The sequence below is a fragment of the Microbulbifer sp. NBRC 101763 genome (genome assembly GCF_040371615.1).
GTDB lineage: Bacteria > Pseudomonadota > Gammaproteobacteria > Pseudomonadales > Cellvibrionaceae > Microbulbifer > Microbulbifer variabilis.
On the sequence record NZ_BAABQV010000006.1, the window covers coordinates 29,760 to 55,985 of the forward strand.

At 52.2% G+C, this 26,226-nt stretch carries 20 protein-coding genes and 1 pseudogene; 10 read left to right on the plus strand and 11 right to left on the minus strand.

The window, feature by feature from the left end; translation table 11 throughout:
* Positions 1–259: 259 nt before the first annotated feature.
* The 3 genes from ftsH (at position 260) to ABWV76_RS15435 (ending at position 6,438) form a co-directional block, all read left to right on the plus strand.
* Positions 260–2,221 carry an ATP-dependent zinc metalloprotease FtsH gene (ftsH, locus tag ABWV76_RS15425; protein WP_353376510.1) on the plus strand — a complete coding sequence of 654 codons (1,962 nt, stop codon included), beginning with the start codon at positions 260–262 and terminating at the stop codon, positions 2,219–2,221.
* A 675-nt stretch (positions 2,222–2,896) separates the two neighbouring features.
* Entirely contained in the window at positions 2,897–5,185 is a 2,289-nt protein-coding gene (locus ABWV76_RS15430; protein WP_353376511.1) for a TonB-dependent receptor, read from the plus strand.
* A 275-nt stretch (positions 5,186–5,460) separates the two neighbouring features.
* Entirely contained in the window at positions 5,461–6,438 is a 978-nt protein-coding gene (locus ABWV76_RS15435; RefSeq protein ID WP_020413561.1) for an NAD(P)H-quinone oxidoreductase, read from the plus strand.
* A 28-nt stretch (positions 6,439–6,466) separates the two neighbouring features.
* Here the strand turns inward: ABWV76_RS15435 and ABWV76_RS15440 are convergent, their stop codons facing one another.
* The gene (locus tag ABWV76_RS15440; RefSeq protein ID WP_353376512.1) at positions 6,467–8,761 is read right to left on the minus strand and encodes a transporter substrate-binding domain-containing protein; all 2,295 of its coding nucleotides are present in this window, start codon (positions 8,759–8,761) and stop codon (positions 6,467–6,469) included.
* A 69-nt stretch (positions 8,762–8,830) separates the two neighbouring features.
* Entirely contained in the window at positions 8,831–10,177 is a 1,347-nt protein-coding gene (xseA, locus tag ABWV76_RS15445; RefSeq protein WP_353376513.1) for an exodeoxyribonuclease VII large subunit, read from the minus strand.
* Positions 10,178–10,349: 172 nt separating this feature from the next.
* Here xseA and guaB point away from each other — a divergent pair, with 172 nt between their 5' ends.
* Positions 10,350–11,837 (plus strand): IMP dehydrogenase, encoded by a 1,488-nt coding sequence (gene guaB, locus ABWV76_RS15450; protein WP_020413558.1) that lies wholly within the window; start codon positions 10,350–10,352, stop codon positions 11,835–11,837.
* An 87-nt stretch (positions 11,838–11,924) separates the two neighbouring features.
* Positions 11,925–13,502: a glutamine-hydrolyzing GMP synthase gene (guaA, locus tag ABWV76_RS15455; protein WP_020413557.1), complete on the plus strand. Its 1,578-nt coding sequence runs from the start codon at positions 11,925–11,927 to the stop codon at positions 13,500–13,502.
* A 396-nt stretch (positions 13,503–13,898) separates the two neighbouring features.
* On the opposite strand, the gene rlmB is transcribed toward guaA, so the two are convergent.
* From rlmB to ABWV76_RS15490, 7 genes are all read right to left on the minus strand, one after another.
* The gene (rlmB, locus tag ABWV76_RS15460; protein ID WP_020413556.1) at positions 13,899–14,681 is read right to left on the minus strand and encodes a 23S rRNA (guanosine(2251)-2'-O)-methyltransferase RlmB; all 783 of its coding nucleotides are present in this window, start codon (positions 14,679–14,681) and stop codon (positions 13,899–13,901) included.
* On the minus strand, positions 14,678–15,547 hold the full coding sequence (locus ABWV76_RS15465) for a Rossmann-like and DUF2520 domain-containing protein (protein WP_353376514.1): 870 nt from the start codon (positions 15,545–15,547) through the stop codon (positions 14,678–14,680). Before ABWV76_RS15465 ends, rlmB begins: the two co-directional genes overlap by 4 nt.
* Entirely contained in the window at positions 15,547–16,305 is a 759-nt protein-coding gene (locus ABWV76_RS15470) for a pyridoxine 5'-phosphate synthase (protein ID WP_353376515.1), read from the minus strand. Before ABWV76_RS15470 ends, ABWV76_RS15465 begins: the two co-directional genes overlap by 1 nt.
* Before the next feature lie 3 nt (positions 16,306–16,308).
* A complete protein-coding gene (locus ABWV76_RS15475) occupies positions 16,309–16,899 on the minus strand; it encodes a peptidylprolyl isomerase (protein WP_157533499.1) in 591 nt (196 codons plus the stop codon).
* Between the two features lie 141 nt (positions 16,900–17,040).
* The gene (locus tag ABWV76_RS15480) at positions 17,041–17,727 is read right to left on the minus strand and encodes a TIGR04211 family SH3 domain-containing protein (protein WP_353376516.1); all 687 of its coding nucleotides are present in this window, start codon (positions 17,725–17,727) and stop codon (positions 17,041–17,043) included.
* 24 nt (positions 17,728–17,751) lie between these two features.
* On the minus strand, positions 17,752–18,051 hold the full coding sequence (locus tag ABWV76_RS15485; protein WP_353376517.1) for a YciI family protein: 300 nt from the start codon (positions 18,049–18,051) through the stop codon (positions 17,752–17,754).
* A gap of 33 nt (positions 18,052–18,084) precedes the next feature.
* Positions 18,085–18,804 carry a VC0807 family protein gene (locus ABWV76_RS15490; protein WP_020413550.1) on the minus strand — a complete coding sequence of 240 codons (720 nt, stop codon included), beginning with the start codon at positions 18,802–18,804 and terminating at the stop codon, positions 18,085–18,087.
* 171 nt (positions 18,805–18,975) lie between these two features.
* On the opposite strand from ABWV76_RS15490, the gene ABWV76_RS15495 reads away from it, so the two are divergent.
* The 5 genes and pseudogenes from ABWV76_RS15495 to rluB all read left to right on the plus strand — a co-directional run bounded on the left by ABWV76_RS15495 (position 18,976) and on the right by rluB (position 23,979).
* Positions 18,976–19,971: a PHP domain-containing protein gene (locus ABWV76_RS15495; protein ID WP_353376518.1), complete on the plus strand. Its 996-nt coding sequence runs from the start codon at positions 18,976–18,978 to the stop codon at positions 19,969–19,971.
* 111 nt (positions 19,972–20,082) lie between these two features.
* Positions 20,083–20,706, plus strand: coding sequence for an L-threonylcarbamoyladenylate synthase (locus tag ABWV76_RS15500; protein ID WP_020413548.1), 624 nt, complete (start codon positions 20,083–20,085; stop codon positions 20,704–20,706).
* A 183-nt stretch (positions 20,707–20,889) separates the two neighbouring features.
* Positions 20,890–21,654, plus strand: a pseudogene (locus ABWV76_RS15505) (segregation and condensation protein A); the annotation flags it as partial.
* A gap of 271 nt (positions 21,655–21,925) precedes the next feature.
* Positions 21,926–23,122: an SMC-Scp complex subunit ScpB gene (gene scpB, locus ABWV76_RS15510; RefSeq protein ID WP_353376519.1), complete on the plus strand. Its 1,197-nt coding sequence runs from the start codon at positions 21,926–21,928 to the stop codon at positions 23,120–23,122.
* Positions 23,119–23,979: a 23S rRNA pseudouridine(2605) synthase RluB gene (rluB, locus tag ABWV76_RS15515; RefSeq protein WP_020413545.1), complete on the plus strand. Its 861-nt coding sequence runs from the start codon at positions 23,119–23,121 to the stop codon at positions 23,977–23,979. Before scpB ends, rluB begins: the two co-directional genes overlap by 4 nt.
* A 69-nt stretch (positions 23,980–24,048) precedes the next feature.
* Here rluB and ABWV76_RS15520 read toward each other — a convergent pair whose 3' ends face one another.
* Positions 24,049–24,762, minus strand: coding sequence for an SRPBCC family protein (locus tag ABWV76_RS15520; RefSeq protein WP_020413544.1), 714 nt, complete (start codon positions 24,760–24,762; stop codon positions 24,049–24,051).
* Positions 24,763–24,849: 87 nt separating this feature from the next.
* Positions 24,850–26,226: an ATP-binding protein gene (locus ABWV76_RS15525; protein WP_353376520.1), complete on the minus strand. Its 1,377-nt coding sequence runs from the start codon at positions 26,224–26,226 to the stop codon at positions 24,850–24,852.

Here is a 26,226-nt window from a genome sequence, read left to right on the forward strand (position 1 = left end):
TCCGCAGCTTACCGAACTTCTTCGCTCTCTAGGAAGTGACTTCGAAGATCGATAGGGCGCGCATTCTGCCGCGTGGTTAGGGAGTTTGCAAGCCCTATTTTAAAAATAGTTGCTCCGACGCCTGTAAGTAACAATCTTTGGACTTGCGGGGGAGGGTACTTACATCCGCCTTTGCTGGCGGGGAACTATACTTAGTGCTCCAGACTATGGTGGTTGCTTCAGTTTAGGAAGTTGTCCGTCCCAGATTTAGTGAGATCCTATGGCAATGGCAGACGACCAGGATAAAGGGCAAAAGCTGCCGCCAGAGGACCCGCAATCCCCTCTCTCAAGTAAACCCCTCCAACAGAGTCCTCTAAGTTGGTTGCAGTACTTGGTCCTGATCTTTCTGGTCATTATGACCTTTCAATATTGCTCCAATGGTCGCTTCGGTAGTCCTAAGGAGCCCCTTGCTTACAGTGAATTTAAGAAGTCAGTCAGTGAGGGCAAGGTTGCGACTGTGGTTTTTGAGGGCGAACGAATTATTGGAACTTTCAAAGAACCCACTAACAAGGCAAAGCTTGAACAAGGCAGGAAGGGGGAGCCTCGCGAGCCCCAGCGTTTTATTACTACCATACCCTCGGTACAGGACCCTGAATTACTTCCGTTATTGGAAAAGCAGAAAGTTGAAATCCAGGCGGAGTCGTCCCAGGGAGGTATTTTACAACGCTTGCTTATTCTTCTTCTTCCCTGGATCTTAATAATTGGCCTACTTATCTGGTTAGGGCGTCGTATGCAGGAGCGTATGAGTGGCGCTGCACCTGGAAGTCCTTTCGGCTTTGCACGCTCTCCGGCTAAACGCTATGAACGCAGTGAGTCCCAAGTGACCTTTGACGATGTGGCGGGTCTAAGTAATGCCAAGAAAGATCTACAGGAAATAGCCGGTTACCTCAAAGACCCGGAGCATTATCGCAAGCTTGGGGCGAAGATTCCCAAAGGCATACTCCTGATGGGTCCTCCAGGCACAGGTAAGACATTAATGGCCAAAGCCTTGGCGGGGGAAAGTGAGGCTCCATTTTTCAGTATCAGCGGTTCAGAATTTATCGAGATGTTTGTTGGTGTCGGCGCATCGCGGGTGAGGGATATGTTTGCCGATGCAAAGAAGGAGGCACCCGCGATTATCTTTATTGATGAGATTGACTCTGTCGGGCGCGCACGGGGGACCGGTCTTGGCGGTGGGCACGATGAGCGCGAACAAACCCTTAATCAGATACTGGGAGAAATGGATGGCTTCGATCCCCAGGAAGCGGTAGTTGTGGTCGCAGCCACCAACCGGCCAGACGTGTTGGATGCCGCGCTCCTGCGCCCAGGGCGATTCGACCGCAAGATTACCCTGGACTTGCCGGATAAAGTGGCTCGGGAGGAGATACTGCAAATTCACTCGCGGGAAGTTCCCCTTGATAAAGATGTTGATTTGGAGCACCTGGCTGCACTGACTGCGGGCTTTGCCGGAGCAGACCTGGAAAACCTAATCAATGAGGCCGCCCTATTGGCTGGCAGGGAAAATAAGTCAACGGTGGACATGGATTGTCTGTTACGTGCCAGGGATAAAGTAGTGCTCGGTGGCGAGCGGGAAATGGTGATGGGAGAAAATGATAAGAGAACAGTTGCCTACCATGAAGCCGGTCATGCACTGGTAGCTAGCCTGCTACCCAATGCTGATCCCCTGGAAAAGGCCACCATCATCCCCCGCGGGCATAGTCTTGGGGCAACGGAACAAATTCCTGCTGAGGAGCACCACAATATGCGAACCAGTTACCTGAAGGATCGCATCGGCGTAATGCTGGGGGGGAGGCTGGCTGAGCGTGTGGTTTTTGGTGAGGTCAGCACTGGAGCAGAATCGGACTTGAAGCAGGCTACGCGCCTGGCCCGCCATATGGTTACTCACTGGGGAATGAGTGACAAATTGGGGCCGGTGGCCTTTCGCCGTGGAGAAGAACATATATTCCTGGGCAAGGAGATGGCCCAGCAAAAGGATTTTAGTGAGCATACTTCAGAAATTATCGATGATGAAATTATTGCTCTAGTGAGTGGCATAGAACGAGAGGTCGAGCAACTTTTGAGGAAACATCGCAGGCAATTGGACGCACTTGCGGAGGCTCTATTGGAAAATGAAACTCTGGATGGGAACGAAATGCACAAGATCATTGCGCAAGTGGACGATGCTGATTCATCAACACACTAATTATCCAAAAAAATCTTTATAAAATTTACAAAAGTACAACCGGACTTAGTGGTCAGTACTTAACATTCTTTGGCAAATCAAGATAAGTCTCGATGAATTTTGGGTATTAGTTAAATATCTACAAGTACCAGTTTTTAACTTTTCTCTATTTAGGGTAAGTAAATTAAATATATGACTAATTAGTCTGTCCAATTGGTTTTAATCCGCTGCGGCAATGGATATTGTTTTCTGTGCATATTGCGAGCTGTTTTATTTTGGCATTTTCAATGGATGTCAGATTATTACTATTTTTATTAATAGAGGGTCGATCGAGGGTGCGATTTATAAAAGACTGCTAGCAGCCCAAGACAGAATTTTTTGCACTCAAACAGTGCGTTTTGCAATTTTTATATCCGTTACTTTTTTATTTTTCTGTTGAAAGCGAACTTTCCAGACTTATTGAGTTATTTTTATCGTTATCCACGATAAATAGACTTCCACCCAGGGGTATGAGCCTGTAACCTGTCTGCGTCACAGAAATCATGCAAATTCTGTGTCTCTTTATCAGCACGGTCTTAGATCGGAGCTCCGTTAAAGTCGGAATCTCATAAGAGAGTAGAGCGGCGGGGCCAGGTAGTACCGATTGCGATAAGTCCGTTGTTGTAGATAAAAAAAATAAAACAATGGAGAGAAAACATGGGAAGTCCGTCAAGACTCAAGCAGCATACTGCTCTGCTTTCCGCCTGTTCAGTAGCAACTCTTTGGTTAGCCAGTGGTGCAATCCCTAGTTTTGCCGCTGAGGGTTCGGTTAGTACTCTTATGGAAGAGGTGCAAGTCACCGCACGTAAACGCGCCGATGCGGAGATATTGCAGGAGGTTCCGGTAGCGGCAACTGCCTACTCCGGCGATCAGCTGGAGGCCTTGCATACTAAAGATCTGCAAAGCCTTTCATTCAAAATGCCCAATGTTCAACTGGAGGATGTGGGCACCGTCAAAAATACCGCGAACTTTACTGTGCGTGGGCTTGGAATTAACAGCTCCATTCCATCTATTGACCCCACTGTTGGGGTTTTTGTTGATGGAATGTACCTGGGGGTTAATGCGGGTGTTGTTACTGACCTGTTTGACCTGGAAGGTATTGAGGTTTTACGAGGCCCGCAGGGGTTGTTATTTGGTCGTAATGTCACCGGTGGTGCTGTGGTAATAAAGACCGCACGCCCAACAGAAGAATTTTCTTCCCGAGTCAAGGTCTCGGTTACAGATAACCTGGATACAGTAACTGCAGGTTCCATCAATGGAGCTATCGCGGATTCGGTCAATGGTCGCCTGACTGTTTATTACAATGATGACCGGGGCTGGTTCGAGAATGTGGCAACAGGCAATGATAATGCCGGAGCCTCCGACAGTTGGTTTATTCGTCCAAGCTTTAGTATCCAGTTGGACGAGACCGCGGAGTTACTGGTGCGCATGGAGCACGGCCGCATGGATTCCGATGGCGTGGTGGCGCAAAACCGCGGCTACGAATCGACCATGGTTCAGACTTTGGAGGGGCCGCAGTTCGCACCAAGTGCGCCCATATTTGCTGCAGCATTTGGCGTGGATGATTGGGATAACGGCAAAGATTCATTTGAAGTAGCTCAGGATGAAGAGGGCTACCAGAAAGATGAGTGGAGCCAGATAATTACCGAGTTCAATAAAGATGTAGCCTTTGGCGATGGCACCATCACCAATATACTCGCCTGGCGTGAGTACGAGGCCCGTGGTATTGGCGATATTGATTCACTACCGGTTACTCTTTTCCATGCAGATTCCAGTGTGGACCAGAGCCAGCTTAGTAATGAGCTTCGCTATGCTGGGCGTTTTGGTCGCACGGCCCTGACCACCGGAGTGTACTGGTTCAGTCAGGATATAACTTATCTTGAAAACAGGCTGTTAGAGTTTGGGCAAACTAGTATAACGGGGGGAGGAGAGCAGGATCACAGTACCTATGGCATCTTTGCACAGGCAGATATTGATCTGAATGAAGCCTGGGTACTGACCTTGGGCGGACGCTATTCGAGCGAAGAAAAAGATGCAAAAATTGCCTCAATTCCATTGAATTTCTGCACTCTGGATGGTTGTGCGGCCTATGACTTTGAGGACAGCCAGAGCTGGAATGCCTTTACGCCAAAGGTTGGACTGCAGTGGACTGTATCTGAAGATACCCAGCTGTATACGTTCTGGACCAAGGGCTTCCGCAGTGGTGGTTACAACTTCCGCAACGCAGGTATTAATCCGAGTACCGGTAGGCCCTATACCCCTCAGGTAACTGATCAGGAAGAGCAAAGTAGCTTTGAGATTGGTGCCAAGGTAGATTGGCTGGATGGACGTTTGCGGACCAATATGGCGGTTTTCCATAACACCATTGATGATATGCAGAGGGAGGAAAACCTGCCTGATCCATTCACTGGTGTTGCACAGATAATCCGTAACACCGCCGATGCCACTATTCGGGGAGCTGAGTTGGAGGCCATGGCGGTTCTAACTGAGAACCTGCTGTTTACTTTTAATGTCGGCTACGTGGATGGTGACTACGACAAAGTACTGGGAGATCTCAATGGGGATGGTGTTGTAGATGGCACTGACCTTGGTCTTGAGATTCCTCGCCTAGCTCCATGGACATATGGTGTCGGATTTGTCCATGATCTGCAGTTAGGCGCCTATGGTAGTTTGACCTCCCGCATTAATTTTAATCATCGGGATGCGGCGCCTTATACCGATGATAATCGCGGAATGTTGTCCGAAGTCGATATGCTGGACTTCAGTATTGGCTATACACCGGATAGTGGCAGTTTCACTGTCTCCATGTTTGGTAAGAATATGCTGGATGAAGTGACAGAGGGTAACAATACTCAGCTGCCGCCTATTATGGGAGGGGTTGGTGCGAGCTTTACTCCGCTCAATAAAGGGCGTGTTATGGGGCTGGAGCTTCTCTACGAGTTCTAAGTTGCCATAGTTTATTGACCCTTACTCTCAGTTAGGTAAATCGTTTTCGCCGAAATGGTGAATAGCGGCCAGGCAGTCTTTTGGGGAGTTCTAGAAACTTCTTGGGAGATTTCCTGGCCGCTTCTGGTTTGCAGCTTATAGACTGTTTTACTCCCTGATTAAAGAAGCAGGACTTTTGGGCTGGTGCCTTGATAGATTCTCATACTGCCCCATTTTAAAAAAGTTGAGACAGCCTTAGGGCAATTTTAAGAATAACCCCTGTTGAAGGAGTGAACATGCGCGCAATTGATCTGCCGGAGTATGGTGGCCCAGAGAAAATGCAGGTCGCAGACCTGCCTACGCCAATTCCGGCCGCAGATGAAGTGTTGGTGAAGATTTCTGCCGCGGGGGTGAACCGGCCTGATATTGTTCAGCGCAATGGTCTTTACCCGGCTCCAGCGGGAGCTTCTTCAATCCTTGGCCTGGAAGTGGCTGGAGAAGTGGTTGCCGTGGGGGATGAAGTCAAGCGCTGGAAGTTGGGCGATAAAGTTTGTGCTCTGACTAATGGCGGTGGTTATGCGGAGTTCGTAGCAGTTCCGGAGGGGCAATGTTTACCCATTCCTGCCGGTTTGACCGAGGTTGAAGCGGCGGCCCTGCCTGAGACTTTCTTTACTGTATGGAGCAATGTATTCGACAGGGCAAAGTTACAGAGCGGTGAAATTTTGTTGGTGCATGGCGGCTCTTCCGGGATTGGTACCACCGCTATTCAGCTGGCACATCACTTGGGTTCCAGGGTTTTTGCTACTGCCGGCTCTACCGAAAAATGTGAGGCTTGTGAGAGGCTCGGTGCCGAGAGGGCAATTAATTATCACGAAGAAGACTTCGTGGCGGTAGTGCGCGAAGCTACGGCAGGCCATGGTGCCGATGTCATCCTGGATATGGTCGGAGGGGAATATATAGAGCGTAATATTCGTATGGCAGCCCATGACGGCCGGATTGTAAATATTGCCTTCCTCAAAGGTTCTAAAGTTGAGGTCAATATGCTGCCGGTAATGCTTAAGCGCCTCACACTGACAGGTTCTACACTGAGAGCCCGCACCGCTGAGGTGAAAGCGGATATTGCCTATTCGCTCGAAACCAAAGTTTGGCCGTTAATTGAAGCAGAAAAAATTCGCCCGCAAATTGCAGCTCAATTCCCTCTCGAGCAGGTAGCTGAAGCGCATCGTTTATTGGAGTCCGGTAAAGTTATTGGAAAAATTGTATTAACGCTTTAACGCGCTTTTTTATACGGTTTCCTTTTACTCATTGTGATGGGGGAGGGGAGACCTGAACAATCATCCCTTCGGGTGTGTTGCTTGGAGAGCAAAACCTGTCGGGTGTTTGCTGCGTTGATGGCCGCATGGATACATCATCACTCATCATCTCTACATAAGCCTTGTAGAGGTTGCTGATATTGCGCACATACTGTACCGGTTCGGAGCCTCGCACATAACCGTAACGCGCCCGTTTAAAGTACTGGGGTTGGGCCAGTTTCAGCATGGCCACCTCGACGTTGTCGAACCAGACATTTGGGTCCAGCCCCAGCTGTTCGGCAAGCCGTTGCGCATCGAGTAGATGCCCGTAACCTGCGTTGTAGGAAGCGAGGGTGAACCACAGTTTGTTCACCGTGGGCAGGGCGGGATTAAATCTGTCTCTTACCCAGTCCATATATTTTACGCCCGCTTTGATACCACGCTCTGGCTCAAACAGTGGTGGGGGGAATCCCATTTCTTCTGCGGTTGCTGGCATCACCTGCATCAGGCCCTGTGCGCCAACTGGGGATACCGCTTTGGGATTAAAGTTACTTTCTTGCCACATTTGGGCGACGATCATGCGCCAGTCAAAATCGTATTTAAAGGCGGATTCTTTAACCAAGTCATCGTAGGGAGATAAGTTTTCCCCCGGGATAACCCGGGTGCTTACTCTTTGCATAAAACGTTTATTTGGCTCGAAATATGCTGCGTATTGCTTTTTGTATTTATCGGTTTTTCGGTAACTTGTCAGGAACTTATTAAGATTTTGCAGCAAGTGCCAGTTTTGACGCAGAACCAGCCAGCCCTCTGGTGTTGGATCGCCTAGTACTGTGCCTAGCACTAAGTTCGGTTGAACTGATGCTTCAATTTTTGCGCGACCGGAGTGGGCGATAGTGGCATCCACCAAGCCCTCCGCAATCATCGAAAATATCTGAGACTGGGAAATATCCGGTGGTGCCACCCGTATATCCACGTCGATGCCCGCATTTTGTAGTGTTTTTGCTGTTTCAATAAATGAAGAATAAGCACGTAAGGTGAGTTTGCGCCCGTTTAAATCCTGAATTTGTTTGATGGGCGGAGTTCCCCTACCACTCACTACTTGCTCAGTAGATTCAACGACAGGTTTGGTAAATACCATTCCCTGTTTTTCTACCGCTGATGTAATATTCATTTCCGCTCCGGCAAAATCACCGCGACCTGCTCTGAGCCAATCTGCCAGGTTTTCCTCATAGGGCACCACGATAACCTGCAATTGGAGTTTGTGTTTGTCTGCAAAAGCCTTAGCTAGATCGTAGTCAAAGCCCATCAACAACCCCTTCCACAGGAAATAGGTGGTGGGGCCATTGTAGGTGAGCAGGCGGATTACTCCTGATTTTTTAATACCTTTCCAGTCAGTGATTCGCTCTTCTTGCGCTTTCACCAAATTACGGGTGAGAAAATTATCTACAGTGGACTGCAGGCGCCTGGAGGTTTTACGCATTCCCCAGGCAATGTTCTGGGGTTCGCTTACATAAGCACCAAGGCGTAAGTCGTCGCGGTAATTACGCAGGTCTTGTGCTGAATAATCCTCGAGAACTGCCACCCAGTTATTTTCCTCGTTCATCTTATCTACAAGACCATCGCGGTTACCGTGGATTTTATATTCCCTCATGCTCAGGTTGGCATCCGGAAATTCCGCGATTAGCTGCTGAGCAGTCTCTACATTGGCGGAACCTTTAGGGACAATAAGCTCGACATTATTTAATTTGCTCGGTTCGGTGATATCTGGTCCTGAGGCGCCGGTTACCAGTTGTCGCCGGGCCTGGCGAATAGGTACGCTAAAGTCAATTTGCTCTTCACGGGAATCGGTGACTGTCAGATCATAGGCGATGATATCTGCCTCTCCGGCGAGGAGCATTTTAATGGCATCGTCAGGGGTTTCCGCCTTGATCCATTTGGCTTCCAGTTTTAGCTTGTCGGCCAGTTTATTTGCCAATTCAAAGTGGCGAAGGCTGACCACGCTATCCCGGGGCAGCATATTTTCAGATGCACCGGTCAGGTTTACAAAGCGGATAGTGCCGTGTTTTTTTATTTCACGCAGATCACCGGTTTCAATGTAATTGACCTGCTGCTCTTTGGCGGGGATAACAGGGGGAGTGACGTTTTCAGGCTGTATGTTTTCTTGGCTCGTAGCAACCCCTGCCGGGCTGGCAAGGTCGCTTTCTTTTCCCTCTTTACTACATGATGCGGCAATGGCCAATACAAGTATTGAGAGGAAAATCACAGCCCAACAGGTGGGTCTGACTGCACTGTTAGCAGATCCCATAGATCGCTCCATAAGCTCTCTACAGGACGATTATAGTGTCGTGCCTGGGGCGCTTTTCTATTCTGGACTTTAGTCCCCAATACTTTCCACCCTTGCAGAAAAGTTCCCGCGGGCCAGTTTAATATTGACCTCCTGGTCTGCTTCCAGAGTACGGCTGTCTTTAATGGCTCTGCCGTTGGTGTCCATAGCGATAGCATAACCCCGTTGTAGAACCGCCAGTGGACTCACATTGTGAAGTAACTGTGCCAGGAGGTTGAGTTTGTCGTTATTGTGCTTCAAATGAAATTCAGTAACGCGTTGCAGGTTCGATTCTGCTTGTTGCAGCTTTTCACGTTTCTCCTGAATATGACGCTTTGGTTGGTAATGGACAAATGACCGTTGGGCCGAGGCCAGTTGGGCTCGACGCTGCTGGGTTTGCAGCTGTCCGGCGGCAAACAGGCGCATTTCAATGTGGTCCAGGTGCTGGGCACGATTCTGTAACTGCTCGCGAGGGTGGCGCAGGCGGTTGCGCTTCAACATGACCAGTTGCTGTAAGTGGCGCATCTGGTGTTGTATTGCGCGATATAACCGAACTCTGCTATTTTCGAGCCGTTGAAATAACTCCGCTGCATTTGCGCTGGCGATCTCCGCTGCGGCTGAAGGGGTGGGAGCGCGCAAGTCGGCGGCCAAGTCTGAAATTGTGGTATCGGTTTCGTGGCCTACTGCGGAAATTGTGGGGATGGGGCAGGCAGCCAGTGCCCTGGCTACGACTTCTTCGTTAAAAGGCCACAGGTCCTCCAGTGAGCCGCCTCCACGTCCCACAATCAGCAGCTCATGGCGGCCACTGCTACCGGCTTTTTCAATTGCCGCGGCAATTTGTTGTGCCGCCCCCTGCCCCTGAACAGCTACCGGCCATAGCTCGATTTCCGCGGCTGGGTAACGGCGACCTAATACATGGATCATATCGCGAACGGCGGCACCGGTTGGTGAGGTAATAATGCCAATATTGGTGGGCAAGTAGGGCAGGTTGCGCTTACGTGATGGATCGAATAATCCCTCGGCCTGCAACTTTGCTTTGAGTTGCTCCAACTGGCGCATCAGTGCACCGAAGCCGGCCTCTTCCATATGCTCGATAATGAGCTGGAATTCCCCGCGTCCTTCATAGAGGCTTACCCGTGCGCGGATCAGTACTTCGCGACCATTCTGTGGGCGAAAGGCCACATTGCGGTTACGTCCGCGGAACATGGCACAACGCACCTGTGCGTGTGCATCTTTAAGGCTGAAATACCAATGGCCTGAGCTGGGCACAGTAAAATTGGATATCTCCCCGCTGATCCACAATAGGGGTACGTTGCTCTCCAGCAGGTGTTTCACCTCGCGATTCAGTTCGCTTACAGACAGGGCGCTGCGCTTTTGGTTGGGGGAGCTGGATTGCATCTGGGTCTCACTGGGAATAACTGGCGGAGCAATATTGCAGTATCCCCCCTACAGGTAAAGGGCTTTACTCGAGAAAACCACTTTTCTGCAAATTGACATTTGCGCTTTGGGCGCTGAGAGGTATAATCGCGCCGATACCCAATCCCGCCTATTCGAGGTTTGAGTGTCAACAATGTCTGAATCCAATCTGCGCATCGCGCGCGAAGCCCTCACTTTTGACGACGTCCTACTTGTGCCCGGTTTTTCCGAGGTTACCGCCAAGGATGTCAGCCTGAAAACCCAGCTTTCCCGCAATATCACCCTGAATATTCCCATTGTATCCGCCGCTATGGATACGGTGACGGAAGCACGCCTGGCTATTGCCCTGGCTCAGGAAGGTGGTATTGGTATTATCCACAAGAGCATGTCTATTGAAGAGCAGGCTCTTGCGGTTCGAGCCGTAAAAAAATTCGAAGCTGGTGTGGTAAAAGATCCTATTACTATTGAGTCTGATGCCACTGTACGCGAGCTGATCGCACTGACAAGCCACCATAATATTTCCGGTGTTCCGGTAATGGATAAAGGCAATCTGGTTGGTATCGTAACCAGCCGCGATGTACGCTTTCTTACCGATCTGGATGTTAGCGTCGCCAGTGTGATGACTCCGAAAGAGCGTCTGGTAACTGCTCACGAAGATGCCTCTTCAGATCATGTGCGCGAATTGCTGCACAAGCACCGCATCGAGAAAGTACTCGTTGTGAACGATGACTTTGAGTTGCGTGGTCTGATTACCGTTAAAGACTTTAATAAGGCCGAGCAGTATCCGAATTCCTGCAAGGACTCCGATGGTCGCCTACGTGTCGGCGCATCTGTCGGTACAAGCCCTGATACTGATGACCGTGTGGCAGCTCTTGTAGAGGCTGGTGTGGATGTGTTGGTAGTCGATACTGCCCACGGCCACTCCCTCAACGTGATTGATCGTGTACGCCGTATCAAAGAAATGCACCCCCAAGTGGATGTCATCGGCGGCAATATTGCGACAGGGGAAGCCGCTCGTGCATTGGTTGAAGCTGGTGCGGACGCAGTGAAGGTAGGTATTGGGCCCGGTTCTATTTGCACCACTCGAATCGTGACTGGTATCGGTGTGCCCCAGGTAACGGCAATTGCCGAGGTTTCCACTGCACTTAAAGGGACAGGCGTGCCTATGATTGCCGATGGCGGTATCCGCTACTCCGGTGATATTTCCAAAGCGATTGTCGCTGGTGCTTCCTCTGTAATGATGGGCTCCATGTTTGCCGGTACCGAAGAGGCGCCGGGTGAGGTAGAACTGTATCAAGGACGTACTTATAAATCCTATCGGGGCATGGGCTCTCTCGGCGCTATGGCGCGCACCCAGGGATCTTCTGACCGCTATTTCCAAGATGCCAGCAAGGGCGCAGAGAAACTGGTTCCGGAAGGTATCGAAGGGCGCGTCCCCTACAAAGGTCCTCTGTCTGCCATAGTGCACCAGATGCTGGGCGGCCTGCGCTCAGCTATGGGTTATACAGGTAGTGTGGATATTGAAACCATGCGCACCCGTCCGGAGTTTGTGCGAGTAACTGCCGCCGGCATGGGTGAGTCCCATGTGCATGATGTACAGATTACCAAAGAAGCGCCCAACTACCCGGTGGGTGGACGCTAAGCCTCCCGGTGAACAACTTTCAGTACCAAGCCGCAAACGGACCTTTCAGGTCCGTTTGCCGTTATTTATTCTGTTAATGAGTCAATCATGAGCCAAGATATCCACTCCAGCCGAATTCTGATCCTCGACTTTGGGTCCCAGTACACCCAGTTGATCGCCCGCCGTGTGCGCGAGCTGGGTGTTTTTTCCGAAATTCGCGCCTTCGACATGAGCGAAGAAGAGATCCGCGAATATAACCCGAAAGGTATTATCCTGGCCGGTGGGCCCGAGTCTGTACCGGAAGAGGGCTCTCCCCGCGCGCCAGAAGTGGTTTACAGCTTGGGAGTGCCGGTACTGGGGATTTGCTATGGCATGCAGACCATGGCACACCAGCTGGGCGGCGCAGTGCAGGGCAGTGATGTCCGTGAGTTTGGCTATGCCCAGGTAAAAGTAGAGGGCACTTCGAATCTGCTGCGCGATATCAGAGATCATCTCAACGATGAAGGTGAGGCACTGCTGGATGTATGGATGAGCCACGGCGATAAAGTTGTGCAGATGCCAGAAGGCTTTGAACTTCTGGCTTCCACCGATTCCTGCCCCATCGCCGGCATGTACTCCGCCGAAAAGAACTTCTTTGGTGTGCAGTTCCACCCGGAAGTGACCCATACCCTTCAGGGAATGCGTATCTATGAACACTTTGTTATCGACATCTGCGGTTGTGAAAAGCTCTGGACCCCGGCCAATATCATCGAGGACTCCATCGCCAAAGTGCGAGAACAAGTGGGCGATGGCAAGGTATTACTGGGTCTTTCAGGGGGTGTCGACAGTTCTGTTGTGGCGGCACTGCTGCACAAGGCGATTGGTGATCAGCTGACCTGTGTTTTTGTGGACAACGGCCTGTTGCGCAAAAATGAGGGCGATCAGGTGATGCAAATGTTCGCCGACAATATGGGCGTACGGGTTGTTCGAGCCGATGCGGAAGAGGATTTCCTCTCACGTCTGGCAGGTGTGGATGAGCCTGAAGCCAAGCGCAAAATTATCGGTAATACCTTTATCGAGATTTTCGATCGAGAAGCTTCCAAATTGCAGGATGTGAAGTTCCTGGCCCAGGGTACTATTTATCCGGATGTGATTGAATCCGCCGCAGCCAAAACGGGCAAAGCCCATGTGATTAAGTCTCACCACAATGTGGGTGGCCTGCCGGAAGATATGCAGTTTGATCTGGTAGAACCTCTACGCGAATTGTTTAAGGATGAGGTGCGCAAAATCGGCCTGGAGCTGGGTCTGCCCTACGATATGGTCTACCGCCATCCCTTCCCGGGACCGGGTTTGGGAGTACGTATTCTTGGCGAAGTAAAAAGGGAGTACGCTGATATCCTGCGCGAAGCAGATGCGATCTTTATCGAGGAGCTACACAAGGCCGATTGGTACCATAAAACCAGCCAGGCGTTTGTGGTATTCCTGCCGGTGAAGTCTGTCGGTGTCGTGGGGGATGGTCGTCGCTACGAATATGTGGTGGCACTTCGCGCAGTGGAAACCGTGGACTTTATGACCGCGCGCTGGGCGCATTTGCCCTACGAACTGATTGAGAAGGTTTCCAATCGCATTATCAATGAGATAGAGCATATCTCGCGCGTAGCCTACGACGTGTCCAGTAAGCCGCCAGCGACTATTGAATGGGAATAAAATAAGTAATTACTTCCCCGCCGCTTGCAGGGGTGTTTGGCACCCCTGCACCACTTTTTTCCCGCCAAGCGTGCCACTTTCCACAGCCGTGTCTCTTCCTGTTATTTCGGTCATTTACTTAGGGGATCTTTTAAGCAGGATTTACTTTCATTCGTAACTCGTTGATTTTTTGAACGTTTCCAGCTTTGGTTATTTTTTCTTCAGATTGTCACAATGACGTAACCATGGGCCTTTGCGCCGATCGCTTGAGAGTTAATCACAGAGATATCCACAGAATCTGTGAGTAGAGGTAGCTAGTGGATAAAGTGCAGCTGCTGTCGTGGAGAGGTGCCCAAATGCGGGAGCTTATTGGGGGTTAAAGAGTTTAGCGGGAGTTGTTTAACCCCCGGGGAAGCTTCAGAGTTGGTGGCGGAAGCTAATTAGGGCGGCGGTAACCGCTACATTCAGGCTTTCGACATCATTGTGCATGGGGATGCGGAGTAATTCATTACACTGTTTCGATACGGCCTCGCTGACACCGCGTGTTTCATTGCCGAGAACAAAAATGGTGGGGACTTCACCTGTAACCTCTGCCAGGGTCAATTGCGCGTGAGAGGAGAGGCCGCAGACACGGGCTCCCGCCTTGCGGAATTCTCCCAGTGTGTTCGCCAGTGTTTCACAGCGCAAAATGCGAGTTTTAAACAGGGTGCCAGTACTGGCCTTGATCACCAGTGGGTCAATCTGTGCGCAGCCTTTGCGCGGTAGGATTATGCCATCTATGCCGCCTGCACAGGCGGAACGAATAATCATGCCCAGGTTCTGTGGATTGGTAATACCATCGAGTGCCAACAGCTCGTAGGGCTTTTTATTGTTGTCGCCTTGACGCTGCTGAAGAAATCCTTCGCAGGTGCTGTAGTGGGGGAGGGCCAGGTCAAGTGCCACTCCCTGGTCCTGGCGAGAATTCTTCGAGATTCGTGAGAGTCCCTTGCGGTCCCAATGGACAATTTCCACCTGGCGCTCCTCGGCCAGCGCCTCCATACGACTGATTAGTTGATCGCGCCGGTTGCTGCTTGCCAGGTGTAGTTTATGCACCGGTAGGCTGGGATCTTCCAGGGCTTCGAGAACCGGCTTGCGCCCATAAATGGTTAGAAGACTGTCGTAGAAGGCTCTTTTTTTCAGGTACTCAGAGGAGTCTTTCACCGCATTGGCTCACTCAATAATTCGATCAAACTGGCCGCGCTCTCATCCGATAGCTGGCCGCGCCGCGCCAACTCTACACAGGCGAGTCCCAGTTGGCGATAGTGAAGTGCCAATTGTGGGTCCACAGAGGCAAGATTCTCCACTTGAGTGGCAACTGTCTCCAGGTCACCTCGGGCAATAGGACCTGTGAGGGACTTTTCGGGGCCCAGGGACATATTGTTCTGTGCGGTCTGCAGGACAATAGGTTCAAGCAGTTTGAGGGCGCTGTTGCGCTCGATACCCGCCGCGGCAAAGCTGCGTAGACTCAGGTCAATCAGAGCGGTGAGATAGTTGCAGGCAATTACTGAACCAGCGTGATACAGGGACTTGTGTTGAGCCTCAATGGTAAGGATTTCGCAACCGAGGGCGGTGAAAGCATTTTCCAGAGCACTGACAGCAAGACTGTCTCCCTCCAGTGCGACACTGCTGCCGGGGAGGGTATCCAGGGAGTGCAGGGGCTCGGCAAAACTGTGAACCGGATGGGCACTGGCGATAGAGGCGGGGCGCAGAACTTCGAGAACCTGCGAGCTGAGAGCTCCGCTGCAATGAAATGCGATAACGTCGTTGCGCTCTGCAAGTCTATCGGAGAGGCGCTGGGCAATCACAGCAATGTCACCGTCAGAGCAGGAAATCAGCCAGCAGTCGGCTTCGGCCATGGATTCTATAGACTCGGCAGCCTGGCCTGCACCGATAAATTCAACCGCTGCCAGTGCACTGTCGTAGCTGCGATTGAAGATGGACTTAAGTTGGAACAGTCCTTTTTGCTGCCACAGGCGCCCGAGGGTTTTCCCCAGGCGGCCAGCACCAATAATGTTAAGTGTCTGCATCAGTTTCCGGCGAGGCAATCGAGGTAGGCTTTTACGGCATTCTCAAGCCCCATACTTATGGCATCCACCGTGAGAGCGTGGCCGATGGAGACTTCCTGTAGCCCCGGCAGGGTACGATAGCGATGCAAGTTAACGAGATTGAGGTCGTGGCCTGCATTAATACCGAGGCCCAGCTGACGTGCGTGTTCGGCAGCGGCGCAGTGGGTGGCAAAAATACTATCCAAATCCGGGCTCTGTTTGGCAACAGCTTCCGCGTAAGGACCGGTATAAAGCTCAATACGATCAGCGCCAATATCTCTGGCCAGGCTGATCTGTTCCAGGTCAGGGTCCATAAACAAACTGACGCGGATTCCTGCCCCCTTCAATTTCGCAATCTGTGGCACTAGGCGCGGGCCGTCGAGCTTGAGATTGAAACCGTGGTCTGAAGTCAGTTGGTCATTGCTGTCTGGTACCAGGGTGCACTGATCGGGCTTGGTTTCCAGTGCCAATTCCACCAGGCCTGGATAGTCCGCTAAATGTGTAGCGAAGGGGTTGCCCTCAACATTGAACTCTATGCCCTGTCGTTCCCTGCACAGAGTTGCAAGTTCGCGTACATCGCCAGGGCGGATATGGCGCTGATCCGGACGCGGATGCACAGTAATTCCCTGTGCGCCAGCATCTAGGCAGATCCTGCCGTGGGCGACAACGTCGGGAAAGTTGCCCTCGCGGGAATTGCGAATGAGGGCAATTTTGTTGAGATTTACGCTGAGAGCTATCACTGCTTATTCTCCCTTAGTGTTGTTGGCGATAGTTTTATCGCCGACATCGATTCTTTTTGCGTCGAGGATACGGATAGGCACGTTGGGTGCACTCGGGTGCTTTCGATATAGGCCACGAGGCTCCCGCACAATTTTTTCTACTACATCCATGCCTTCGATCACCTTGCCAAATACGGCATAGCCCGCCTGGTCTTCTTTTGCATCGAGCCTGGTGTTGTCCACCAGGTTGATAAAAAATTGTGAGGTTGCACTATCTGGATCGTTAGTCCTCGCCATCGACAGGGTGCCACGCAGATTCTGTAAGCCATTGGTGGATTCGTTGACAATTGCGTCGCGGGTTTCTTTCCTTTGGAAATCAAAAGTGAAGCCGCCAGCCTGTACTACAAAACCGGGCACGACCCGATGAAAGATAATCCCGTTATAAAACCCGCTATCGGTATAGGCGAGAAAATTCTCCACTGTGGCCGGAGCCTCTTTAGCGAACAGCTCAACCCGGATTACGCCCAGGTCAGTTTTCAGTTCAACCTGGGGATTTTTGGCCAGTGCGGGAAGCGCAAAGAGAGCACAGAGAAAACACACAAAAAGTTTACGCATCATCCTTGTCCTTTTGGGGTTGTTTTAGGGATCTGATTTAACAGCGCGCCCGGTCCAATGCTGGATGAAGGGCTGCGGGGGGCGGCAAATGCCGCAATCCCAGCTCTTAATAGTATGCGATTTCTTTGCCCGGAAGTGAGATCAGTTGGCCCACTCGGAGTGGCGTTTGCGGGGGCGAACGCGGGGGGCAATCATTGCGAGTATGGCACCGACTGCCACAGATAAGGCACCAAACAAATACCATCTCTGGGATTCACTGCCGGAAAGACGTTGGATCTCGGCCTCTGCCATAATTTTTTCCTGCTTGAGTAGCTCGTGCTGGTGCAGAAGTTTCTGGTGACGCTCATTGAGGGATATAGCGTCCGAGGACAGGGTCTTGAGTGCTTTGAGTTCAGTAGTAAGGTTTTGTGTCTGTTGCTGGGCCGCGCTCAGGGAACTATTCAACCGGCTGTTCTCCTCTTCCAGGCGGCGGACCTCGCCACCGAGATTTCCCTCCATCTTTTCAAAGCGGGCCAGGTTGGCTTCGGCGCTGGCCAGTTTGAGCTTTGCTACCGGTTCGGATACCAGGTATTGGCGCCTGACCCAGCCTTCAGTGCCGCCCGGTGTCCGCACTCGTGTCCAGCCTTCAGATGCAGCGTCCTCCAGGACCGTAAGCTCGGTGCCACTTGGCAGCCCCCGGTGGAGAATGCGAAACCCGTTACCCTTGCCGGAACGCATGGGTACGTGAAGTTGGTCGGTGATATAGCGGGTTTCAGCGCTTACTAAGGCTGGAACCACATTTAATAGTGCCGCAGCAAGCAGGCCCGACATTAGTTTTCTCATGGTCATACAGCTTCTATTTTTATGTTGTTATCAGGGCAGCACTAACTTGAAGGGTTTGACGTTTATTGATGCGTAGACCCCTGCTTCGATATAGGGGTCTCTGTCAGCCCAGGCTTTTGCATCCTCCAGCGAGGGAAACTCTGCAATAACGAGGCTGCCACTGAAGCCTGATTCACCTGGCTCTTCACTGTCTATGGATGGATGGGGGCCGGCGGCGAGCAGGCGGCCTTCATCTTTCAGGCGGCCGAGTCTAGCCAGGTGATCAGCGCGCGCTTTTTTGCGCAAAGGGAGACTATCGCTAACATCTTCACTGATGATTGCGTACCACATTGTATTTAATGCTCTTGTTAGTTCTTTAAAGTGCTATTGCGCGACCATCACTTCTTCCAGTTTCAACCCGGTCAGCTTGCCGATGCGGGAGAAAAGGAAAAAGAGGGCGCCCATTAAGATCAGGGTTGATGGGATTGCAATAACCAGATATCCATATGCCGTCATTTCACCCAGCTCGGTGTTGTAGGCTTCGGTGCCGGGTGGGCTGGTGACGATCATTTTGGCGAGAATGTAGTTCAGCGCCGAGGAGAAAAAGAATGACCCGGCAACAATCCATGAAGTCTGGCGCAAAGTGCGCTCAAAGGCCGGCTGGTTGCCATTTGCCTGTAATGACTGGGCAATTTTTGCCGTATTCAGAATTTGATCGTTGTAGAGGAGGGTTTTGACCAGGGGCCAGCGGGTATAAACGGATAGAGCCGTTGCAACGCCCAGCAGGCCGGGGATCGCGGCTTCCTTGATCGCAATGTATTGCGGGTCCAGCTTTAGCAAGCTGATACCGCCGGTGAGAAGGATGCCTATAAACCCGAGGGCCGAGAAGAAGTTGACCTTGCCCAGGCGCAGCAGGTCGCGAAGACCGTATCCCAGCGGGAAGGCCAGGGCCACGATTAACGCCCAAGTTGGGCCCAACCAGTCATCCCCGGAAAGTTTGGTCAGTATCAATGTCGGAATGATGACATTGAAGGTGATATTGCTGAGAAACCCTTCCTTTTTAGGTTTCTCGGGAGATGTTGTGGTCGAATTCGTTTCGGTCATACTCTATTCCGGTGATAATGCCCGCAGGAAATCAGTCTGGAGGCGATATCTCTATAGTCCCTCCAAAACAATTTCTTCCCCACTGACAATACTGCTGTCAGACTCCGGCCCCGAGGTCACCTAGGCTGACCATTGGTCCGGGCCTTATCCCTGAAAACGCCGGGTGCCGCTGTGACAGCATTACCGGGTAATTGTTCCAAAATAATGGATACTGCGACGATCACTGTCGCCAAACTGAGTGAGAGCCCACTATTGAGAGCCCTGTCTGCTGATCTGAATACCGATCTTGTCGATCTGCACTGTCACAGTACCGCTTCTGACGGTATTTTAAGTCCTGCACAGCTGGTGTCGAGGGCGAAATGCCAAGGTGTGACACTGATGGCACTCACGGACCACGATACAGTGGATGGAGTAGCACAGGCACAGGAAGCTGGTGACCAATTGGGCATCACTGTGCTGGCAGGGATTGAATTCTCCAGCCTTTGGGGGCGTCGCTCGATTCACATTGTTGGTCTCAATGTTGATCTGACGTCGCAGGAGCTGCGTAATGCCATAAGCTTGCGCGAAGGGCTTCGCCTGGAGCGTGCCGAGCGTATTGCTGAGCGACTGCACAAGCGCGGCTTCATCGGTGCTCTAGAGGGTGGGCGTGCTGTTGCAGGGGAATCTGTATTGGGCAGACCGCATTTTGCCCGATGGTTAGTAGAAGCGGGTCATGTAGAGGATACAGCGCGGGCTTTTAAGCGTTATTTAGGCGCAGGTAAGGTAGGTGATGTGAAGGTCGAGTGGCCCCAAATGGTGGAGACCATAGAGACAATTCATGCGGCTGGTGGCAGTGCTGTATTGGCACACCCACTTAAGTATGGGTTTACCCGCACCCAGTTGGTCCGGTTACTTGGCGAGTTTTCGCGCTGCGGGGGCGATGCGATAGAGTTGCTGTGCGGCCGCCAAAATCCTACCCAGACTAAGGAATTGCGGAGTCTTATGTCTTCGGTCACAACTGAACTTAACGGTCCGCAATTGCGCTGTTCCCTGGGAAGTGATTTTCACCAGCCAGACCAGCCCTGGCGGGAATTGGGTTGCGTGCGTCTACCAGAAGACGTCGAGCCGGTATGGAATCTGTGGCACACTCTGCACCGGGATCGACCCGGTCATGCCATGACAGCCTAGCCAAGCGTACTTTTTACGTATGTTTTGTAGATGCTGTCGAACCGAGATCCCTTGCGGGTCAGTCAAGGTCCGCAAAGAGGTTTCAATTCATTAAAGGCTTGGGGGGCTTTTGTGGCGCAGTTTTTTCAGATTCATCCGGATAATCCTCAAGGGCGCCTGATTTCTCAGGCTGCTGATATCGTGAATGCAGGAGGGGTTATCGTCTACCCCACAGATTCTGCCTATGCCATTGGCTGCCGCCTTGGAGAAAAGTTGGCCGTTGAGCGCATTCGCGCATTGAGACAGCTGGATAAACAGCATAATTTCACTCTAATGTGTCGGGATCTATCGGAGCTGGCTACCTATGCCAAGGTAGATAATCAGATGTTCCGCCTACTCAAGAATCATACACCTGGCCCCTATACATTTATTATGCCGGCTACCGCAGAAGTGCCACGTCGTCTTATTCACCCGAAGCGTAAGACTATTGGTATCCGTGTACCCGACAATGCAATAACTCTCGCCCTGATTGAAACAGTGGGTGAGCCCCTGATGAGTTGCAGCCTGATCATGCCAGGTGATGAGCAGCCCCTGACCGACCCCTACGATATTCGCGATACCCTTGAGCATCAGGTCGAGCTGGTGATTGATGGGGGGTTCTGTGGTATGGAGCCAACCACTGTTGTAGATCTTACCGGCGAAGAGCCGGAGCTGATTCGCCAGGGTTGCGGAACGGCTGATGAAATTCTGGGCTGAATAGTGTCACGCTAGTGTATAATCGCGCGTTTGCGCTTTCGAGGGTGGGGCAGGGTGTCCAGTGAAGAATTACTAGCCGAGGTGGAGGAGCAGGTGCTTGCCGAGGTCGCGGCGAGTGAAGGCGACTCTACCGAAGCTCCCCCTGAGAGTGTAGATACGCCAGGTCATTCGGAAGATGCGCCTGTGGCACTGGTATTAGGCGAGGCTTTTACTGACCTGCCACCAGACCTGTTTATTCCGCCAGATGCTTTGGAAGTGATTTTGGAAGCCTTTGAGGGGCCCCTGGATCTGCTTCTATACCTGATTCGTCGCCAGAACCTGGATATTCTTGAAATTAATGTATCAGACATCACCCGCCAGTATATGGCCTACGTGGAAATGATGACGTCGATACGTTTTGAGCTTGCAGCCGAGTACCTGGTGATGGCAGCCATGCTCGCAGAGATCAAGTCGAGAATGTTACTGCCGCGCCCGCCGGAAGCTGAGGAAGAGGAGGGTGAAGACCCTCGGGCCGCATTGATCCGCCGCTTGCAGGAATATGAGCGTTTTAAGACTGCGGCGGAGGATCTCGACGAGATTCCACGTATGGGGCGAGATATTCACCAAGCCAGCGCTGAAGGCCCCGATCGCAGTATCACCCGACCCGATCCGGATGTGGATCTCAAAGAGGTATTGGTTGCTCTGGCAGATGTATTGCGTCGTGCGGATATGTTTGAGAGCCACCAGGTCGAACGGGAGAAGCTCTCTACCCGTGAACGTATGACCCAGGTACTGGATCAGATTCGCCACGGCCAATTTGTGCCTTTTGTGAGCCTGTTTACCGTGAAGGAGGGGCGCCTTGGTGTGGTGGTTACTTTCCTTGCAGTGATGGAGTTGGTGAAAGAGTCCCTGGCGGAACTGGTACAAAACGAGGCCTTCGGCCCGATCCATGTACGGGCAGCCGGGCAGAGTGGCTCCGGAAGTGTTGATAGTCATGACGAGTACCTCTCGGGTCCTGAAAGTAGCTTGGAAGGAGACGACGATGCTCAGCCAGCTGAAGCACCAAGTGGTGAATTACTGCCAATTGAGAGTGAGCTGGAGGGTAATGACACACTGACTGCTGAGGATGAGCAGTCGGCAGTAGAGCAGAATGGGCAGCCAAGCGAAGAGTTAGCTGGTGCGTAAAAGTGGGACGTGCCGGATGAATTGCCGAGAAAGCATCAGAGTTAGAAAATAGAAGATGACAATCGCTCCGGAATTACTGCGCAGAATTGTAGAGGGCGCCCTGCTTGCGGCAGGGCAGCCTCTGAGTGAAGAAAAGTTATTGTCGCTGCTTGAAGAAGAGGAGCAGCCCTCCAATACAACCTTGAGAGATATCCTTGAGGAGATAGCGCAGGATTGTATTGGGCGCGGCTTTGAACTCAGGAAGGTGGCCACGGGCTGGCGTTTCCAGGTGCCTGAAGATTTGGCGCCCTGGGTAAACCGCCTTTGGGAGGAAAAAGCGCAGAGGTATTCCCGCGCAACTTTGGAAACCCTGGCAATCATCGCCTATCGCCAGCCGGTAACCCGCGGAGATATCGAGGAGATTCGCGGTGTAGCAGTGAGTTCGCAGATTGTTAAAACCCTGCTTGAGCGCGGTTGGGTCAAAGTAGTTGGCCATCGTGATGTGCCTGGCAAACCATCGCTGTATGCGACCACGCGGGAATTTCTGGATTACTTTAATCTAAGCTCCCTAGATAATTTGCCAACCCTGGCTGAGATTCGCGATATAGAGAGTCTCAACAAGATCCTTGAAGCAGAGGGGTTGTCCCCAGAGGAGATTACTGCGGCAGAGACTGATAGTGCAGATATTGAGGTGTCGCAAATCAGCGGTGAGGTTTCTGCAGAAAGTGGAGAGTCGGAGGTCCAGGAGGGTTCTGAAGAAGAAGTTGTTGATATTGCGGCTGAAGAGTCAGTGGGCGATATTGATAACGAGCCTGATGATATTGATGGAGATGTGCGGGTTGAAGCGCTGGTAGAGGAAATTGTAGCGCAGTCAGAAGACCAGCCTGCTGAAGAAGTTGAGCCTGTGTCGCCAGTGGAGCGAGAGAAAATTGATGAGAAATTAGATGAGGGCGATCGGGATGATGCGGTTGAGGCTGCGGCATCGCTGGTTGCGATGGAGATTGAGCGGGAGCAGGAAGAAACGGTATTAGAGAATTTGGGTGCCGTTGACACAGGTGATACTGAAGCCGCCCCCCAAGACGATAATAGAGAGACTGAACTGGTAGCGGAGGCGCATAGCACAGCCCCGATAGCGGCGACCCTGCCGCCTAGTAGCCTGTTTGGTGATAACGACACAGCGAGCGAAGTCGGACTGGAAGATAGGGCCGAAGGAAATGCTGATGTCGATGATGATTCCCAGGATGTAGTGCAAGTGGAAAACACCACCCCATGAGTGATGGCACCTCGCCAGCAGGCGAAAAATTGCAGAAAGTATTGGCACGCAGTGGCCTTGGTTCACGGCGAGAGATGGAGCGCGCGATCGATGCTGGCCGCGTGACAATCAATGGAAAAGTGGCGGAGCTAGGTGAGCGGGTTACCGATCAGGACCGCATTGAATTTGATGGTCAGCGACTGCCATCGACCGAGGAGAATCGCTGCCGCGTCATTCTGTACAACAAGCCGGTCGGTGAGATTTGCTCACGCCACGATCCCGAAGGGCGCCCGACAGTTTACGATCGATTACCAAGGTTGAAGACGGGCCGTTGGATTTCTGTGGGGCGCCTGGATTTTAATACCAGTGGACTCCTATTGTTTACCAACAGTGGTGAGCTGGCCAACAAATTGATGCATCCCTCCTCGGTGATCGATCGCGAATATCTGGTACGAATCCAGGGCGAAGTGGACGATGAGATGAAAAGGCGCTTGGTCAAAGGGGTATTGCTGGATGATGGCTCTGCGCGCTTTACTGATATCGTCGAGAGCGGCGGTGAGGGTAGGAACCGCTGGTTCTATTGCGTGGTAATGGAGGGGCGCAACCGTGAAGTGCGGCGTTTGTGGGAATCGCAGGGTGTGCGAGTGAGCCGCCTCAAGAGAGTTCGCTACGGTAGTGTATTTATCCCCTCCCATGTACGTGTGGGCCAGTGGATTGAGATGGAGCCCCGCGAAATTGATGATCTGTGTGTTACTGCGGGTCTGCCAAAACTTGGTCAGAGACCGCTCACACAGGGAGAAAAACAGACTCTTGAGCGCCAGCGCCGAAAGCTACGCAAGTCGCCGGTGCCGGCGCAGCGCCGCAACAAGTCCAGGTAAGCCCCAATAAAAAAGCCCGCCATTAGCGGGCTTTTTTATTGAAAATAGTAATGAGGCTGGTAGCGCGGTCTATGGTGATTGGGGTTCATTCTCCGGTGTTTCCCCAGCTTCCTCCTGCTGTTGGTTTTGCATTTCCGATTGAACACCCTGCGGGCCTCCCCCCATAGCATCATCAACATCCGAGGGAATATCTGAGACGGAGTCTGTAGTATTGCTGCTCCCCTGGTCTGCTCCGCCGGGCGTCGGACCCTCAATTGCATCAGTACTGGATTCCAACAAATTCTTAAGTTTTGACAGTCCGTGTTCGTAGGACTCACCTACCATTTTTTTCACAGCCAGGCCCATCCAGCGTTCCCTGGGGCCGCCTCCTGTATCGCTCATAAAGGCCCAGGTTATCTTGGTGCCTTCACCCTCGGGTTGGAGCTTAAACTCCGCCTCCGCAGTGCTACCATCACCGAAAGCCAGTTTGGTGCGGACCATAGAATTTGGCGTGCTGGCGGTGATAGTCTGGCTGCCGCTGCCTGCCTTCGAGTTCTCGCCACGCCAACTCATTTCCGCGCCCACGCCCTCTTCAGGTCCGCTGTAATCGTATTGCATAGATGGGTCTATATTGCGCCAAGGGGACCAGCTATTGAATTTGCGAAAATTATTGACGTAGGGAAAGACGGCCTGGGGAGGCTTATCGATATAGACGCTCCGCTCAAGGCTTACCTCTCGAGGGAACAGATATCCGGCGAGCAGTAACAATACCAGGAATATGAGGATATAGATGATCCAGCGCATAGCAGGGTCCTTTGCTATTGGCGGTCAAATAGTCATGATCGCCAGCCCGTGCTGGCGATAGATTGTTTATAGCAGTTTTTGCGCCGTTCAATCGTCGGTGATATGCAGAAGTGGCAGCTGAATCTCGACACACAGGCCGGCACCAATGCTATTGCGCGCACTGATACTGCCTCCATGGTGCAGCAGAGTGCGTTGGGCAATAGCCAGACCCAGGCCAAAGCCACCACTCTCCCGGGTGCGTGCGCTGTCCGTTCGATAGAAGGGGCGGAAAATAGCCTCCAGTTCATCCTCCTCGACCCCTGAGCCAGAGTCGATTACAGAGATGCTACAGGATTCTCCGGACTCCTCTACCAGTACTCGTACGAGGCCGCCTGAGGGGCTGTATTTGATGGCATTACGCAGAATATTCTCCAGTGCTGCGGTCAGTGAGCTGCCGCGAGTAGCGATTAAAAGCTCTTCGCCAGTGGTGCTCACATCAAAGCTCAGGCTTTTTTCCTCAGCTTCTATGTGCAGATCATCAATCAATGCCGAAAGCAGGCTGTTCAACTCGACCACATCATCCAGTGGACGCTGCTCCTGGCTACTGACTGGCAGGGACAATACATCGGCAATGATATCCTCCAGGTAATCCGCAGCCTTGCCGATTTTGTCCAGCTCGGTGTCAAGCCCTGCCACCTGCTTTTGGCGGGCGATAGCCAAAGCTACCTGGAGCCGAGCCAGGGGGGAGCGCAACTCGTGAGAAACATCCTTGATCAGGCGGCGCTGTTCGGACATGGACTCCTGCAGTTGTGCGGTCATTGAGTCAAAATCGAGGGCAAGGTCTGTCAGTTCATCGTTGCGGGTGCGCAAACTCGGAGCAACCCTGTAGTCCAGCTCACCGGCAGCGACTCGTCTGGTGGCGGTTCGGAGCTGTTCAAGGGGGCGGCTCAAGTAGCTGGCCAGCCAGTAGCAGGCAACTCCGGAAGCGATCATTGAAAGCAGCAGCATGGGCCAGAAATTGCGCCATAGGAAGCGCAGCAAAAGGCCTTCCTTGCTATCGCCGGCAACCAGGGCGATGCGTAGAGGGTCCCCTGTGCGTAGTGGCAGGAAGAAGCCCACGGTGGGTTTATTGTCCACTAACATGTGCGCTTCGCGATTGCGGTAATCCAGGCTGTTGATCAGAGGCTTCATATCGGTAGGAACCTGGCGCCCAAGCAGATCGTTGCCCAGGTGGTCCACCGCGTAGACGCGGCGTTGGACTTTCTTAGGCGCTCGCTCCAGCCAGTGCTGGAACTGCTCAGGACCATGGCGGCGGGCTATACGCATATTGCGCATGACTTCTCGAAATAGTGCGGGCCCCTCCCAGCGCTCCTCCTGGCGTGGGTCGCCAAACTCGCCAAAATGGGTAATGTAAATGGCGGCAACCACCATCACCATGGCGGTGATCCATGCGCCAAAAAACATTTTCCAGAAGAGGCTGCGCAT

Coding starts and splice junctions, on each gene's coding strand:
- ftsH (WP_353376510.1), top strand. CDS start 260: ATGGCAATGGCAGACGACCAGGATAAAGGGCAAAAGCTGCCGCCAGAG.
- ABWV76_RS15430 (WP_353376511.1), top strand. CDS start 2,897: ATGGGAAGTCCGTCAAGACTCAAGCAGCATACTGCTCTGCTTTCCGCC.
- ABWV76_RS15435 (WP_020413561.1), top strand. CDS start 5,461: ATGCGCGCAATTGATCTGCCGGAGTATGGTGGCCCAGAGAAAATGCAG.
- ABWV76_RS15440 (WP_353376512.1), bottom strand. CDS start 8,761: ATGGGATCTGCTAACAGTGCAGTCAGACCCACCTGTTGGGCTGTGATT.
- xseA (WP_353376513.1), bottom strand. CDS start 10,177: ATGCAATCCAGCTCCCCCAACCAAAAGCGCAGCGCCCTGTCTGTAAGC.
- guaB (WP_020413558.1), top strand. CDS start 10,350: ATGTCTGAATCCAATCTGCGCATCGCGCGCGAAGCCCTCACTTTTGAC.
- guaA (WP_020413557.1), top strand. CDS start 11,925: ATGAGCCAAGATATCCACTCCAGCCGAATTCTGATCCTCGACTTTGGG.
- ABWV76_RS15465 (WP_353376514.1), bottom strand. CDS start 15,547: ATGCAGACACTTAACATTATTGGTGCTGGCCGCCTGGGGAAAACCCTC.
- ABWV76_RS15475 (WP_157533499.1), bottom strand. CDS start 16,899: ATGCGTAAACTTTTTGTGTGTTTTCTCTGTGCTCTCTTTGCGCTTCCC.
- ABWV76_RS15480 (WP_353376516.1), bottom strand. CDS start 17,727: ATGACCATGAGAAAACTAATGTCGGGCCTGCTTGCTGCGGCACTATTA.
- ABWV76_RS15485 (WP_353376517.1), bottom strand. CDS start 18,051: ATGTGGTACGCAATCATCAGTGAAGATGTTAGCGATAGTCTCCCTTTG.
- ABWV76_RS15490 (WP_020413550.1), bottom strand. CDS start 18,804: ATGACCGAAACGAATTCGACCACAACATCTCCCGAGAAACCTAAAAAG.
- scpB (WP_353376519.1), top strand. CDS start 21,926: ATGACAATCGCTCCGGAATTACTGCGCAGAATTGTAGAGGGCGCCCTG.
- rluB (WP_020413545.1), top strand. CDS start 23,119: ATGAGTGATGGCACCTCGCCAGCAGGCGAAAAATTGCAGAAAGTATTG.
- ABWV76_RS15520 (WP_020413544.1), bottom strand. CDS start 24,762: ATGCGCTGGATCATCTATATCCTCATATTCCTGGTATTGTTACTGCTC.
- ABWV76_RS15525 (WP_353376520.1), bottom strand. CDS start 26,226: ATGCGCAGCCTCTTCTGGAAAATGTTTTTTGGCGCATGGATCACCGCC.